This is a genomic window from Algoriphagus sp. 10J20-15, assembly GCF_055809615.1.
This window is the reverse complement of sequence record NZ_JBVVUG010000032.1, coordinates 26923-40714: the sequence shown is the minus strand read 5'-3', so window position 1 is coordinate 40714 and position 13792 is coordinate 26923. Positions and strand designations below refer to the sequence as shown.

Annotated in this window: 14 protein-coding genes and 3 pseudogenes; 15 read left to right on the top strand and 2 right to left on the bottom strand. The window is 39.2% G+C overall.

Annotated elements, in window-relative coordinates; genetic code table 11:
• Positions 1–144 precede the first annotated feature (144 nt).
• The 9 genes and pseudogenes from nusB (at position 145) to AC0L6R_RS12305 (ending at position 6061) form a co-directional block, all read left to right on the top strand.
• Entirely contained in the window at positions 145–1062 is a 918-nt protein-coding gene (nusB, locus tag AC0L6R_RS12345) for a transcription antitermination factor NusB (RefSeq protein WP_473271495.1), read from the top strand.
• A 7-nt stretch (positions 1063–1069) separates the two neighbouring features.
• On the top strand, positions 1070–1372 hold the full coding sequence (locus tag AC0L6R_RS12340) for a YtxH domain-containing protein (RefSeq protein WP_283413693.1): 303 nt from the start codon (positions 1070–1072) through the stop codon (positions 1370–1372).
• Positions 1373–1464: 92 nt separating this feature from the next.
• Complete coding sequence (locus tag AC0L6R_RS12335) at positions 1465–2007, top strand: DUF1573 domain-containing protein (protein ID WP_473271494.1); 543 nt, start codon at positions 1465–1467, stop codon at positions 2005–2007.
• A gap of 2 nt (positions 2008–2009) precedes the next feature.
• A pseudogene (gene yajC, locus AC0L6R_RS12330) lies at positions 2010–2328 on the top strand (preprotein translocase subunit YajC).
• 8 nt (positions 2329–2336) lie between these two features.
• Complete coding sequence (locus AC0L6R_RS12325; protein ID WP_473271493.1) at positions 2337–3299, top strand: CdaR family protein; 963 nt, start codon at positions 2337–2339, stop codon at positions 3297–3299.
• The gene (coaE, locus tag AC0L6R_RS12320) at positions 3292–3897 is read left to right on the top strand and encodes a dephospho-CoA kinase (RefSeq protein ID WP_473271492.1); all 606 of its coding nucleotides are present in this window, start codon (positions 3292–3294) and stop codon (positions 3895–3897) included. Before AC0L6R_RS12325 ends, coaE begins: the two co-directional genes overlap by 8 nt.
• Before the next feature lie 76 nt (positions 3898–3973).
• Positions 3974–4855, top strand: a complete 882-nt coding sequence (locus AC0L6R_RS12315; RefSeq protein WP_473271491.1) for a bestrophin family protein — start codon at positions 3974–3976, stop codon at positions 4853–4855.
• A 49-nt stretch (positions 4856–4904) separates the two neighbouring features.
• A pseudogene (locus tag AC0L6R_RS12310) lies at positions 4905–5700 on the top strand (HipA family kinase).
• On the top strand, positions 5678–6061 hold the full coding sequence (locus tag AC0L6R_RS12305; protein WP_283413686.1) for a DUF3037 domain-containing protein: 384 nt from the start codon (positions 5678–5680) through the stop codon (positions 6059–6061). Before AC0L6R_RS12310 ends, AC0L6R_RS12305 begins: the two are co-directional and overlap by 23 nt.
• Positions 6062–6139: 78 nt before the next feature.
• Here the strand turns inward: AC0L6R_RS12305 and serS are convergent, their stop codons facing one another.
• Together serS and AC0L6R_RS12295 are read right to left on the bottom strand one after the other, a co-directional pair.
• Complete coding sequence (serS, locus tag AC0L6R_RS12300; RefSeq protein WP_283413685.1) at positions 6140–7414, bottom strand: serine--tRNA ligase; 1275 nt, start codon at positions 7412–7414, stop codon at positions 6140–6142.
• 39 nt (positions 7415–7453) lie between these two features.
• On the bottom strand, positions 7454–8221 hold the full coding sequence (locus AC0L6R_RS12295) for a hypothetical protein (RefSeq protein ID WP_473271489.1): 768 nt from the start codon (positions 8219–8221) through the stop codon (positions 7454–7456).
• A 75-nt stretch (positions 8222–8296) separates the two neighbouring features.
• Between AC0L6R_RS12295 and AC0L6R_RS12290 the strand changes: the two genes are divergently transcribed.
• The 6 genes and pseudogenes from AC0L6R_RS12290 (at position 8297) to AC0L6R_RS12265 (ending at position 13791) form a co-directional block, all read left to right on the top strand.
• Positions 8297–9274 (top strand): isopenicillin N synthase family dioxygenase, encoded by a 978-nt coding sequence (locus AC0L6R_RS12290; protein WP_283413683.1) that lies wholly within the window; start codon positions 8297–8299, stop codon positions 9272–9274.
• A gap of 3 nt (positions 9275–9277) precedes the next feature.
• Positions 9278–10479 (top strand): annotated as a pseudogene (gene chrA, locus AC0L6R_RS12285) (chromate efflux transporter).
• A 92-nt stretch (positions 10480–10571) separates the two neighbouring features.
• The gene (locus AC0L6R_RS12280; RefSeq protein ID WP_283413681.1) at positions 10572–11237 is read left to right on the top strand and encodes a CBS domain-containing protein; all 666 of its coding nucleotides are present in this window, start codon (positions 10572–10574) and stop codon (positions 11235–11237) included.
• Between the two features lie 3 nt (positions 11238–11240).
• The gene (locus tag AC0L6R_RS12275) at positions 11241–12116 is read left to right on the top strand and encodes an NAD kinase (RefSeq protein ID WP_283413680.1); all 876 of its coding nucleotides are present in this window, start codon (positions 11241–11243) and stop codon (positions 12114–12116) included.
• A 104-nt stretch (positions 12117–12220) separates the two neighbouring features.
• Positions 12221–12970, top strand: a complete 750-nt coding sequence (porG, locus tag AC0L6R_RS12270; RefSeq protein ID WP_473271488.1) for a type IX secretion system protein PorG — start codon at positions 12221–12223, stop codon at positions 12968–12970.
• A gap of 35 nt (positions 12971–13005) precedes the next feature.
• Positions 13006–13791, top strand: a complete 786-nt coding sequence (locus AC0L6R_RS12265; RefSeq protein ID WP_473271487.1) for an isoprenyl transferase — start codon at positions 13006–13008, stop codon at positions 13789–13791.
• Position 13792: the final 1 nt, after the last annotated feature.

The window sequence follows — 13792 nt, the reverse complement described above, 5'->3', positions numbered from 1 at the left end:
ACAGTATGGAAGATCCAGGATAAAACTGCACTTAACAAAGAAGCTGAGGAAGCAATTAAGCTGTTTGAAGAGAATCTCACTTCAAAAGATCTACTAAAATCCAGCGAGGCAAATAGAAAAGTCAAACAGGTTGTTTTAGATGCTTTGAAAAAGTATCATGAAGCAAACGAAAAGGATCACCAGTTTTTGTTGAAAAATATGGTGGTTTCTGCAGAACGAATTCCACAGCTTTATTTATTAGCAATTGAGCTTTTACAGGCATTTGCTAAGCACGTAGAAAAAGAAATTGAAAAGAAGAAAAAATTTGCTTCAAACAATCCAGTTGGATTTGGAAACGAACTGAATTTTCCGAACAATACCGTTCTTGCCTCTCTTCGAGAATCAGATTCTTACAAGGCTGCGGTGGCAAGAAACAATGTTAACCTGGATGATATAGAACTTGAAATCAGAGAATGGTTTAGAGACTATATAAAGCCGTCTGAATTTTATCAGACTTACTTGCAATTGGAAAACCCAACAGTTACTCAAGATTTTGAGTTAGTTGACGATCTTTTGAAGAAAGTACTATTCAAAAATGAAGTGATCTTAAATTTCTTCTCTGAAAAAGATCTAAACTGGACAGAAGACAAATCAGTTGTTAGAAGCTTAGCTTCCAAGGTCTTGAAAAATGCGGCTAATCTCAATGAGGAAAATGAAAGCCAAATGCCTGAGATCGCGATGAACTGGGACGAGGATAAGGAGTTTTTTCAAAATATCTTTAACTTCACCATTGAAAATGATGTAAACAGTAAGGCCCTCATTACTCAAAAAACAAAAAACTGGGACATTGATAGACTTGCTTTCACTGATAAAGTAATTATTTCGATGGCAATAGCGGAAATGAAAAACTTCCCTAGTATTCCCGTCAAAGTAAGTATAAACGAGTATATCGATATTTCAAAAACGTATAGTACACCTAAAAGCAAGCAATTTGTTAATGGTTTGCTAGATGTGATGGCAAAAGAGTTAACCGAAAGCGGAGAAATCCGTAAGAGCGGTAGAGGACTTTTAGACAATAAATAATTTAACTATGAGCAAGAGCAGTAATTCACTCATCGCATTCCTAATAGGCGCAGGCGTAGGCGCAGCAGTTGGAGTACTTTTTGCACCGGATGCTGGTACAAATACCCGTGATCGACTTTCTTTTAAACTCTCAAAATATAAGAAGGAGTTAGAAGAATTAATCGACGATTTGGTAGACGGCAAGGAAATGCACCTTAACGAAGCTAAAACCGAAGGAAAAAGAGTAATATCCGAAGCGAAAAACAAAGCTGAGAACCTTCTTAGCGATGTGAATAAATTAATAGATCAAATCAATCAAGGAAACAACTAATCGGAATGAAATCGAGCGTACAGTGTCATTTCTATTGAAGAAAGAAAACTGAAATGCACGATTCCATTGACCACTAAAAAAAACATAAACAGATGAAAATCAACGTAATGAATATGGCGGTATTTTCCGTCATGCTTGCTTTGGGAACTTCATGTAACCCAAAAAGCGATCAAGACGCAAAGATTGCGGCACTTGAACAAAAAATCGCTCAATTAGAAACAAGTAGCCCTACAGTTACTCCAGTGAATGCACAAGCAGCGACTGTTGCTGATCCATCTACTCTAGGTGCTTTTGAATTTCCAGAAGAGGAGTATGATTTTGGCGCTATTAATGAAGGTCAAGTCGTAGAACATATCTTTAAATTCACAAATAATGGACAAGCTCCATTGGTTATTTCTAACATCACTGCTTCATGCGGATGTACTAGCCCAGATTGGTCTAAGGCACCTGTTAAGCCAGGAGATGAAGGATTTGTGAAGGTAGTTTTCAACTCAACTTCTAAATCAGGCGCACAAGCTCCTACAGTAAGTATTCAAGCAAACACTAACCCGGCTGTGACCAGATTAAGATTGAAAGGTACAGTTACACCAAAAATTGCAGGCGCAGCTACTCCAGTAGGCCCAGTTAAACGATAATTATGATTTCTACAGTACTAGCCCAGGCTGCCGCAGGTGGTAGCGGAATTTTAGGACAAGTTTTTCCTTTTCGGTTCTATTATCCTGATTATGTATTTCTTCATGATCAGACCACAGCAAAAAAAACAAAAGGAAAGCAAAAAATTCATTGAAGAAATCAAAAAGGGCGACGAAGTAGTAACAATCGGCGGACTTCACGGAAAAGTAAGCTCAGTTGAAGGCGACACAGTTCTCCTGGAACTTGACAGAGGCATGAAGGTCAAAGTTGAAAAATCTGCTATTTCTCTAGATTTCTCAAAGAAGACTGAAACAAAAAAATAAATTGAATTTTGCCGGAAACTAAAAAATCCTCAAAAAGGATTTCTCCAAAAAAACTCTCTAATCTGAAAGTGGTAGTCCTCTGCATCGCAGCAGCTACCACTTTTTGGATTTTAAACGCCCTCAATAAGGACGATTATAATACTATTGTCGATTTTCCAATTGAATTAGTTTACGACAAAGATCAGTATGTAGCTGTCGCCAGTCTCCCTAAAACTTTGGAAATAGAAATATCCGGAAACGGCTGGGACCTACTAAGGAAATATTTCAACTTTAACAGCGACTCTTATCCTGTAGAGCTATCAAATCCAGCCTCAAAGAATTACATTCTTACCGCCGACCTTAAAAGGTCTCTAGGGGAGTTCCTTTCTCCAACTCAGCTTAATTCTGTCCTTCAGGATTCATTGACATTTAAAATTGATAAAATCAAAACAGTCAAACTCAATCCGGTCTTGGATTCGGCAGGTTTTTCGATGAGTAAAAACTATAGAGCAATCGGACCAGTTACTTTTAATCCAAGCACCATTACACTCAAAGGGCCTAGCTCACTTTTAGACAGTTTAAAAAGTTTTCCAGTTAATCTGGAGGAAAACCGTATTAACAAGTCAATTGATAAAGAAATAGCGCTTACTATCCCTGAAAATCTTGGAAATCATGTGACGCTTGAAGTCGAAAATATTCAGGTTAAATTTGACGTTGTTGAATTCCTTGAAGGAAATAAGCGGCTAAAAATTAAAAAATTAAACTTCCCAAAGTCGGTTTCTTTACAAAATGAAGAAGTCGTAATCATGATTTCATATTTGGTGGATGAACGTAAATCATCCGAATTAAAAGACTTAGAATTCGAAGCAATTTTAGATTATTACAAAAGGAATAAAGAGGACAGTACTATCACCGTACAGGTAAAACCAATCCCTGACTACCTCGAACAAGTTGTAGCTCAACCAGAAATCTTAAAATTAAAGTATGAGTAACACCTCTCCCATCTTAGTCGGTATAACTGGTGGAATTGGCTCAGGAAAATCTACTGTTGCAAAGATTTTTTCTATACTAGGAATTCCCATTTATTCAGCTGATGATCGAGCAAAGTGGCTTATGGGAAATGATGAGGAATTGAAGAGGCAGCTTACCAATGCCTTTGGGTCAGAATCCTTCTCTGCTGACGGTAGCTTAAATAGAACTTTCTTAGCTAATGAAGTCTTTTCAGACCCGGAGAAGGTTAAAATGATTAATGCGCTGGTACATCCGGTCGTTGGAAAAGATTTTTTTGCTTGGACAGAGCAGCAACATGCCCCTTATGTCTTAAAAGAAGCTGCTTTAATCTTTGAAACTGGAGGTGAAAAAACGCTAGATAAAGTCATCAATGTTAGTTCTCCCTTGAAAGTCCGTATTGCCAGAATATTGATGCGTGATCCATTTCGTAAGGAAGAGCAGGTAAACCAGATAATCAACCAGCAACTTCCAGATGAGCAGAAAAATGAACTAGCTGATTTTGTGATCAAGAACACAGACAATAAGTTGCTCATCCCACAGGTTTTAAAAATACATCAGCATCTCCTTACCAACAAATAGACTATCACGTGCTGTAATAGGCCTCAGTAAATTGTCACTTTTCTTCTGACTCATTCAAAACACTTTTGCTAACAACATGAAAGGATATAATCCAAAGGAATGGTTTAAAGTTTTATTTTTTATTCAAAAGTCTGACACCTTAGTCAAGTTAGGCCCTTTTATGCTCCTGATTTTTGCTTATTCCATAGGAATGGCTTGGCTGGAAATTGACTATTTAAAGATTAGCGAAAACAGTTGGGTGAAAAATATCCCAATCATGCACAGTTTACTGAGCTTTGTGATTTCCATGTTATTGGTCTTCCGAACGAATACTGCATATGACAGATGGTGGGAAGGCAGGAAACTATGGGGGCAATTGGTAAACAATAGCCGAAATCTAGCCCTAAAGCTGGCCGGAATGCTTGATAATTCTGATGAAGAATCCAGAAAATTTTTCAGAAGAACAATCCCCATTTATGCTTTCGCCCTAAAGGAACATTTGCAATCCAAAGTGACACTTTATATGCTGGATGAAAAGGAAGATGAGGATATAAAACCCGAGATCGATCCAGAAAAACATGTTCCCAACCAAGTCGCTAAATTGATGTTTGCTAAGGTGAATGATCTGTATAAAGCCAAAATAATTACAGGCGATCAATTGATCGTTTTGAACCAGGAGTTAATGTCATTCACAGATATATGCGGTGCATGTGAACGAATCAAAAACACACCAATTCCCTACTCTTACAGCTCTTTTATTAAGAAATTCATTTTGGCTTATGTAGTCACTTTGCCTCTTGGCTATGTGTTTTCACTAGGATATTATGCTGCTCCGATCGTGACTTTTATATTTTACGTATTAGCCAGTTTAGAATTGATAGCCGAAGAAATCGAAGAGCCTTTTGGCACCGATGCCAATGACCTACCTATGGGGAAATTATCTTCAAACATCCAAAAGCATGTAGAAGAACTGATCTAAATCAGATTCTTTAACTTTGGACAATCAAGGCTTGCATTATAAGTATCAAATGGATCAAAAATTAAGTTTACGCAACGTAAATGTAACCCGGTATATTCTCCCACTACGAGAAGGAGGATCACTGCCTGCTCTTGCTGATGCAGATGACGGATTCAAGTATGTTTTGAAATTCCGAGGAGCTGGTCAGCGGGAAAAAGCACTTATCGCCGAACTCTTGGGTGGAGAAATTGCCAGAGCTTTAGGTTTAAAAATCCCGGAATTAGTCTCTCGCCAACCTTGATCCTGCATTTGGTAGATCTGAGGGAGACGAAGAAATACAAGACCTGCTCAAAGGTAGCCAAGGTCTTAATCTAGCCTTGCATTTCTTATCTGGAGCGATCAACTACGATCCCGTGGCCATGAATACAGATCCTCTGCTAGCTTCGCAAATAGTCTGGCTGGACATGTTCATCACGAATGTGGATCGAACTTTTAGAAACACAAACATGCTAATCTGGAATCGAGAGCTTTGGTTAATCGATCATGGGGCTTCTTTCTTATTTCAGCATGCATGGGTGAATTGGAAGAAAAATGCGGAAAGCCCTTTTCCTATAATTAAAAATCATGTGTTGCTTCCAGTGGCTTCAGAGCTAGAAACTGTAAATGCAACTTTTAAAAAGGTTTTGACCCCAGAGAAAATCAGCGCAATTGTAAATACTATTCCAGAAGAATGGCTACTAGCGGGTGGCGATTCTGAGCATGCAGATGAAGTGAGAAAGGTTTACCAAGACTTTATGAATCTTCGCCTTTCCTATTCTGATCAATTCATAAAAGAAGCTCAAGATGCAAGAACAGCACTTATATGAATACGCGATCATCCGTGTAGTGCCACGGGTGGAAAGGGAGGAATTCATCAATGTTGGTGTAGTGATCTGCCATTGGAAAAGAAATTTCCTTGCCTGTAAGATACATTTGAACACTCAAAAATTATTGATGCTGGATCCTCATGCTGATGTTGAAATGATTGCACTTAATTTGGCCTCATTTGAAAAAATATGCACTGGTTCAGAAGCAGGGGGTAATATTGCATCCATGGATTTAGCCTCTAGGTTTAGATGGCTAACTGCTGTAAGAAGCTCCATTATCCAAACTTCACGGCCCCATTCTGGAACTGCCGAGGACTTGGAGAAAACTTTGGAATGCCTTTTTGAGGAAAATGTAGGGTAAGGAAAGAATCAAGGCTTAAGAGAGTAGACAAAAAAAGCGTGAAGAAGTAATCTTCACGCTATAAGTAGGGTCTATCCATTAGGAGATCCTATCAAATCCTAAATAAGGCTGAAGAACCTTTGGCATCATGATACCTTCTGGAGTTTGATTATTTTCCAAGATGGAAGCTACTATTCTAGGCAATGCCAATGCACTCCCATTCAGTGAATGAGCTAATTGAGTTTTTTTATCATCCCCACGGAATCGCAATTTCAGGCGATTCGACTGATAGGTTTCGAAGTTAGAAACAGAACTAACTTCCAACCATCTTTCCTGTGCCGCAGAGAATACCTCCATATCATAAGTCAGCGCAGACGTAAAGCCCATATCACCTCCACAAAGTCTCAAAACACGGTAAGGTAATTCCAGCTTTTGCAATAGTCCTTGCACATAAGTGCTCATGCTTTCTAATGTCTCATAGGATTTATCAGGATGGGTTATCTGCACGATCTCCACTTTGTCAAATTGGTGAAGTCTATTCAATCCTCTCACATGAGCGCCCCAGCTTCCTGCTTCTCTACGGAAACATGGAGAATGTCCCACGTTTTTGATAGGCAGATCACTTTCAGAAAGAATCACATCACGGTAAATATTGGTGATTGGAACCTCACCAGTTGGAATCAAATACAAGTTATCAGCACCTGCATAATACATTTGCCCCTCCTTATCTGGAAGTTGACCAGTTCCATAGCCTGAGTCTTCATTTACCAAAATTGGCGGTTGGATTTCGTAATAACCTTGCTCGAGTGCTTCATCCAAGAAGAAATTAATCAAAGCTCGCTGCAGCCTAGCCCCTTTTCCTTTATATACTGGAAATCCAGCACCAGAAATTTTATTGCCCAGATCAAAATCGATGATATCGTATTTTTTGATCAAGTCCCAGTGAGGAAGCTTGCCTTCATACAGCGTAGGAATAGCGCCATTCTCCAAGACTACTTCATTGTCATCAGCAGATTTCCCTGCAGGAACAGAAATATGTGGCACATTAGGGATAGTATAAAGTAAGGCTATTAAATCTGCTTCTGCTTTCGAATTTTGCTCTTCAAGATCCTTCACTTGAATTTTCAGCTCAGCCGTTTTCTCTTTAATCTTGACTGCTTCTTCGGCTCTTCCCTCACGCATAAGCGTTCCGATTTCTTTTGAAATAGCATTTGATTCACTTTGAATCTGATCACGCTCCGACTGAGTGGATTTTCTCAATTCATCAAGAGCCACTGCCTGATTTAAGACAGCCTCTGCATTTGGGAAATTTCTCTTTTGTAGACCGGCAAGTACGCCGGCGAAGTTTTCACGAATCTGATTAACTAAAAGCATTTTAACATAGTTGAAATTGAAGTCTCAAAGATAACCATGTTAGCGAACAATGATGTCTTTACTCACACTTGAAAATGGTCCGTCAAGCTCTTTTCCATCGGATCGTAGCAATCTCACTTTCACCTGGTAATTTCCAACAGGAAGATTTTCTACTCGGACAGGAGCCATGTGATCAATTTCATAGCTTAGATCATTTAGCTGAATAGCGACTTTAAGTCCATCAAGTTTCATATCTCCACCGATCACCAAAAAATCAATAACTACTTCGCTACCAGATTCATAAACCTGATCTGACCTTGGATAATTCAAAGCCAAATAAGGCTCCGCTGAATATGGAAAAGGTCTAGAGTCTCCAACTTGAAAATCTCTATCAACATAATTTCCGAAATTTTTCAGAGCAAGTCCTTCCTCATCTACCAAATAAGCAACGACCCGGTAACTTCCTTCTGTAAGATCTCTTTGAAAAATCGGAGAATAAAACCCAGCAGGATCGCCTCCATTTAAAATATTGAAAAGCTTAAATTCCTTAGTTTCGTTTAGATCGAAAGGAAAGTTTTTGACATTAAACTCGAACGGAACTTTTCCTGGCTTAAAAATTTGATTTCCTAAAGGTGTATATAATTCAAGAATTGCATCAGGGTAGGCAGCTTGCCCCTCATATTGAAAGAATTTTACCTGAGGAGTAGCTACATCTTCTGTGCCTTGACTATTCGGTAATTCAACTACTTCCTCATTAACCCTCTCTTTCTCGGAACTACAAGCTGAAAAAAGACAAATGAATGAGAGTAAAGTCAGGATTTTATTCATACAGCGTGTAAATTGAGATTAAAGATATTTAATTTTAAAGATAAATTAGAAATAGAACTATAATACATTAAGCATATGGACATCCTATTTGATGAGATCCCAAGTTTGGATTTAGCTGATTTTACGGCGGGTACGCCTGCACAAAAAGCTGCATTTGTACAAAAGCTTGGGGAAGCATACCAAAACATTGGTTTTGTAGCTATTAAGAACCATGGCTTATCCCAGGATCTTCAAGACAGACTTTACGGATCGATCAAAAATTTCTTCAAACTTCCAGACGATGTTAAAGCCAAATATGAGAAACCGGAAATCGGCTTTCAACGAGGCTATACTGGGAAGGGAAAAGAGCATGCCAAAGGCAGAAATACTGGAGATTTAAAGGAATTTTATCATGTAGGGCAAGAACTCAGCCGAATTCCCGACACTGACCCTATCAAATCTGAATATCCTCCAAACATCTGGCCTACTGAGCTTCCAGAATTTCAAAATGATGCAAATGAAGCATACCGTACGCTTGAAAACGCTGGAAAATCCATGCTTCAGGCAATTGCGCTTTCTTTGGAGTTGGATGAAAATTATTTTGAAGACAAGGTTGCTTATGGAAATTCAATTTTGAGGCAAATCCATTATTTCCCGATTGAAAACCCCGATGAGGTACCTGCCGATGCCGTAAGAGCTGCCGAACATGGCGATATTAACTTGATTACTTTGCTAATGGGAGCAAGTGCTGATGGACTTCAAGTGAAGCGTATGGATGGAAAATGGATACCAATTACTGCACTGCCTGACCAACTCGTAGTGAATGTAGGTGATATGCTGGAAAGACTCACCAATAAAAAATTGAAATCTACCATCCACCGCGTGGTCAACCCACCTCGGGAAAAAATGAACACAAGTAGGTATTCCATTCCTTTCTTTATGCACCCAAGATCTGAAATGGATCTTACTTGTCTGGAAAGCTGTGTCGATTCAGACCACCCAAAACAGTTTGAAGATGCTACCGCAGGAGAATTCCTAGAAGAAAGACTTCGCGAACTGGGACTGAGAAAATAAGGGATGTCGGTAAAGAAAGTCCGATACTATGTATTTTTGAAAGACACTATCACGCTTTCTCTTACAGCCTTTGGAGGCCCTCAGGCCTTTCTTGCGATGCTGCTGGAGCGTATGGTAAAACGTAGAGCCTACATTCTGGAAGATGAACTTTGGGAGCTTAATGCACTGTGCAATATGCTCCCAGGTCCATCTTCCACACAATTGGTTTGTGCGATTGCCTATCGTGTGGGAGGACCGAATTTAGCCTACCTCGCATTGCTAGTTTGGATTTTACCAGCAACACTTCTCATGATTTTTGCTGCAATGCTCATCTATTTTCTTCAGGAAAATACACCAGGAGCATTGGATTTTGCACGGTTTATTCAGCCTATGGCAATTGGTTTTATCATTTTTGCTGCGCAAAAAATAATTGGTAAAACAATCAACACTACCGAGGCAATGGTACTGGTTTTGATTTCAGCTTTCGTTTCATTTTTCTATAGTTCACCTTATATTTTCCCAGTTCTATTAATTATTGGTGGTCTGAGCACTTCCATCAAATACAAACAGCAACCCAAGCTTGAGAAAGATGCTCCTCTGAAAATTGAATGGGCTAACTTCTACCTATGGGCGGGAGTTTTGATAGCGGCAGCTGGACTGGGTGCTGTTACTAAATATCAACCTCTGATACTTTTCGAGAATTTCTATCGTAACGGAAGTTTGATCTTCGGCGGAGGCCAAGTCCTTGTCCCCTATTTATACACAGAATTTGTTGACTTTAAGCATTTTCTCAGCTCGGAGGAATTCCTTACCGGGTATGCAATTTCCCAAGGTACTTTCAGGACCAACTTTCAGCATTTCTTCCTACGTAGGTGCATTATCGATGAAAGAATTTGGAACTGCTGGTTTTTTTATGGGAGGATTTATCGCAGCGGCAGGAATTTTTCTTCACTGGGATTTTCCTAATATTCTTTGTCATCAGATTTTGGGATCAATTAAAAAAATACCGTCCAGTAAGAGCGGCATTGGAAGGAATCAATGCTGTTTCGTGTGGGATGTTAATAGCAGCAGCCTACTTACTTTTTGAGCCTATGGAGGCAAATGGCCTAAATATTCTTTTTATCCTGGCCACCTATGTATTGCTACAGTTTACCAAAATCTCATCGCCCATAATCATCGCAGGTGGTGTGGTTTTAGGGATAATTTATAATTATTTCCTTTTGTAATACTAAAGAAACCATCGCTAATTTCGCTAAAAAGGAACAAGAATAGGGGTTCAGGCGTTTCATAATCTAAATTCATTCCCTATCTTTCTTTTATGCACGCCTACGAATACATCAACAATCTGATCCCACCCCTGAAGCTTTCTGATAAAACAGGAATGGCATTAGCATGGATGGAAGAAATCAGAACTGACGTACTTCCAATTATTGATAAAGGAGTTTTTTTAGGCCTCATTAAAGAAGAAACAATTTTTGAGGTTAACAATCCAGAAACTTTAATCTCTGATATCCAACCTTCCAATCCGAATTGCTGGGTATATTCCGACAAGCATATTTATGATGTCTTGCGCGTTAGCTCAGAGCAAAATTCAAATATTGTAGCTGTTTTAGACAGAGAATCAAATTACCTTGGCATTGTAACTATGGAAGATTCTATTTCTGCATTCGCAGATAGTCTTTCCATCAAATCACAAGGGAGTGTTGTAATCCTCTCTCTTGCAATGACTGATTATAGTTTAGCAGAAATATCTCGAATTATCGAATCTGAGAACACTAAGATTCTAAGTTCTTTTATCACAACAGACCCTTTAGATGACAGCAAGATCAAGCTCACTTTGAAACTTGATCAAACAGAGTTGAGACATATAAAAGCAACGCTTGAACGATTTGGCTATAAAATCATCGATCATTATCAAGAAGAGTCAGGTGTAAGCGGGGAAGAAGACAGAATCGGAAACTTGTTAAGATTTTTAGATATTTAGGACATGAAAGTCGCCCTTCATGGCTTAGCTCTGAAAACAGAATTATTTTCAGACGTTCAGTCACTTTTTAACGAACTCACCAAGCATCAATTCGAGATTTTCGCCACTGAGCAATTTGATCGGCAGCTTCGTATGCATGGCAACAAGGTCTTAAACTATTGGGTACTCGAAAGCAGAGAGGACATGGCTGCTATGGATTTTATGATTTCCATAGGTGGAGACGGCACGTTGCTAGACGCAGTTACCCAAGTAGGTGATCTTGAAGTTCCCATTTTAGGCCTGAATACAGGAAGACTTGGATTTTTAGCTACAGTAGCGACAGAAAAAATTTCAGATGCCATCGCTGATTTGGCTACGGGTAATTTCCAATTGGAAACCCGGACCTTAATCTCTCTGGAAAGTCATCGAAAATTATTTAATGGGTTAAATTTTGGCTTGAATGAATTTACTATTCATAAGCGGGACACCTCATCCATGATCACAGTTCATACGTACATTGATGGCAAGTATTTGAATAGTTATTGGGCGGATGGATTGATCGTCTCTACCCCAACTGGATCTACAGGCTATTCTTTAAGTTGCGGAGGGCCATTAATCTCACCTGAGGCAAAAAACCTAGTGATTACTCCAGTAAGTCCACATAATTTAAATGTGCGCCCTATCATTGTTTCTGATGAAAGTGAGATCAGTTTTGAAATAGAGGGAAGGGCCGAAAAATTCTTAATATCTTTGGACTCACGATCAACGTCAATTTCCTCGGAAGTTAAGCTTAGTGTTAAGAAGGAAAAGTTTTCAGCAAAATTGGTAAAGTTGCCTCATTATCATTTCTTTGACACATTAAGACAAAAGCTGAATTGGGGTTTTGACATGAGAAATTGAATCAATGTCTTTAAGACCAAGTCAATTTGAGCTTAACAATTATTAACCCGCTAAATACTGAGATGCGTTTTTTAAACGTTAGGTACTTCATATCTTGCAGCGTCTTGAAAAAGGTCAATTTTCAGATTTCCAACTACTTACTTGTACTCTTGTCACTTTTCTTCGGGCTTAACGGAGAAATCAGCGCACAGAAATACGATATAGGAGGAGGGGTAGGAGTCGCTGCTTATTCAGGTGACATCATCAGGAAAATTGACCCAAGTCAAATAGGACTTCAAGGCACGTTGTTTGGCAAGAGAAATTTTGACAATGTGTGGTCATTGAGAGTTGCTGCGAGCGCAGCATTTCTAAATGCTGCAGATAGTATCAAACCTATTGATCGACTGGCAGAGATCAGAGATGGAAGGTTTAGAGCTGGTGTATTGGAGGCTTCTGCAGTTATGGAATTTAATTTCCTTGACTACCTAAGAACAAATTCAGAATTCCGCTTTTCACCCTATGCTTTCTTTGGAATCGGGTTTGCTTACGCCTTTGCAAAAGGTAATACTTATGCCTTTAATGTTTCATCCAATTATAACGTCGGAACTGTGGTTATCCCTTTTGGTGGGGGAATCAAATACCAATTGAATGATAGATGGACATTGGCAGCTGAATTAGGATTCCGACCTACCTTAACAGATTACTTAGACAAAATAGATAGTACAGAACCAACAATTCCCAGGTTTCCTGATCCTGATAACCCAGATCAACCCTATGGAATTAACTTTGGTAATGCTTACGATAAGGATTGGTACTACTTCTTAGGCGTAACGATCAGCTATACTATCACGACTACCAAATGCTACGCATATTAATAAATCGAGCCCTAGGGCTAATATTTGGAAAAGAAATGGCATTTTTGTACCTCCAAAAAAGTAAGGAACCGGAGACGGCTGGAATGAAGGAAGTATCTGAAAATAACAACATCCCAAAGCATATTGCTATTATCATGGACGGCAATGGACGCTGGGCCACTAAAAAAGGCGCTATGCGGGTATTTGGGCATAAGAACGCCACTAAGGCAGTAAGAGAAGCTATAGAAGGAGCAGATAGTTTAGGAGTCAAATACCTGACCTTATTCTCTTTTTCTACTGAGAACTGGTCCAGACCAAAAGCTGAAGTCGATGGATTGATGGAGCTATTGGTGAAGACCATGTCCGATGAGATCCCTATGCTGATGAATGGCAACTTCAAATTAGAAAGTATTGGAGATGTAGAAAGTTTACCACCCTCAGCATACAAAACGCTGATGAGAGTAAAGGAAATCACCTCTAAAAATACAGGCCTCAAAGTGATCTTGGCGTTAAGCTACAGTGGTCACTGGGAGCTCACTCATGCCGCTAAACACATTGCTCAAAAAGTCTCAGAAGGAAAATTGAATGTGGAGGACATTACACAAAAAGTAATGGCTGAGCATTTGGAAACAACTGCCTATCCTGATCCAGAATTAATGATCAGAACTAGCGGGGAATACCGAATAAGCAATTTTCTACTTTGGCAATTGGCTTATACAGAGTTGTATTTTACACCTGTATTATGGCCGGATTTTAGAAGAGAGCATCTCTTTGCTGCGGTCTCCGACTTCCAATCACGGGAGAGGAGATTTGGCAAAACGGGTGAGCAAGTTAAATCTTAAG

Excerpts from the sequence above, each read along its gene's own strand:
- AC0L6R_RS12340 (WP_283413693.1), top strand. The coding sequence starts at position 1,070 with ATGAGCAAGAGCAGTAATTCACTCATCGCATTCCTAATAGGCGCAGGC.
- AC0L6R_RS12335 (WP_473271494.1), top strand. The coding sequence starts at position 1,465 with ATGAAAATCAACGTAATGAATATGGCGGTATTTTCCGTCATGCTTGCT.
- coaE (WP_473271492.1), top strand. The coding sequence starts at position 3,292 with ATGAGTAACACCTCTCCCATCTTAGTCGGTATAACTGGTGGAATTGGC.
- AC0L6R_RS12315 (WP_473271491.1), top strand. The coding sequence starts at position 3,974 with ATGAAAGGATATAATCCAAAGGAATGGTTTAAAGTTTTATTTTTTATT.
- AC0L6R_RS12305 (WP_283413686.1), top strand. The coding sequence starts at position 5,678 with ATGCAAGAACAGCACTTATATGAATACGCGATCATCCGTGTAGTGCCA.
- serS (WP_283413685.1), bottom strand. The coding sequence starts at position 7,414 with ATGCTTTTAGTTAATCAGATTCGTGAAAACTTCGCCGGCGTACTTGCC.
- AC0L6R_RS12295 (WP_473271489.1), bottom strand. The coding sequence starts at position 8,221 with ATGAATAAAATCCTGACTTTACTCTCATTCATTTGTCTTTTTTCAGCT.
- AC0L6R_RS12290 (WP_283413683.1), top strand. The coding sequence starts at position 8,297 with ATGGACATCCTATTTGATGAGATCCCAAGTTTGGATTTAGCTGATTTT.
- AC0L6R_RS12280 (WP_283413681.1), top strand. The coding sequence starts at position 10,572 with ATGCACGCCTACGAATACATCAACAATCTGATCCCACCCCTGAAGCTT.
- AC0L6R_RS12275 (WP_283413680.1), top strand. The coding sequence starts at position 11,241 with ATGAAAGTCGCCCTTCATGGCTTAGCTCTGAAAACAGAATTATTTTCA.
- AC0L6R_RS12265 (WP_473271487.1), top strand. The coding sequence starts at position 13,006 with ATGGCATTTTTGTACCTCCAAAAAAGTAAGGAACCGGAGACGGCTGGA.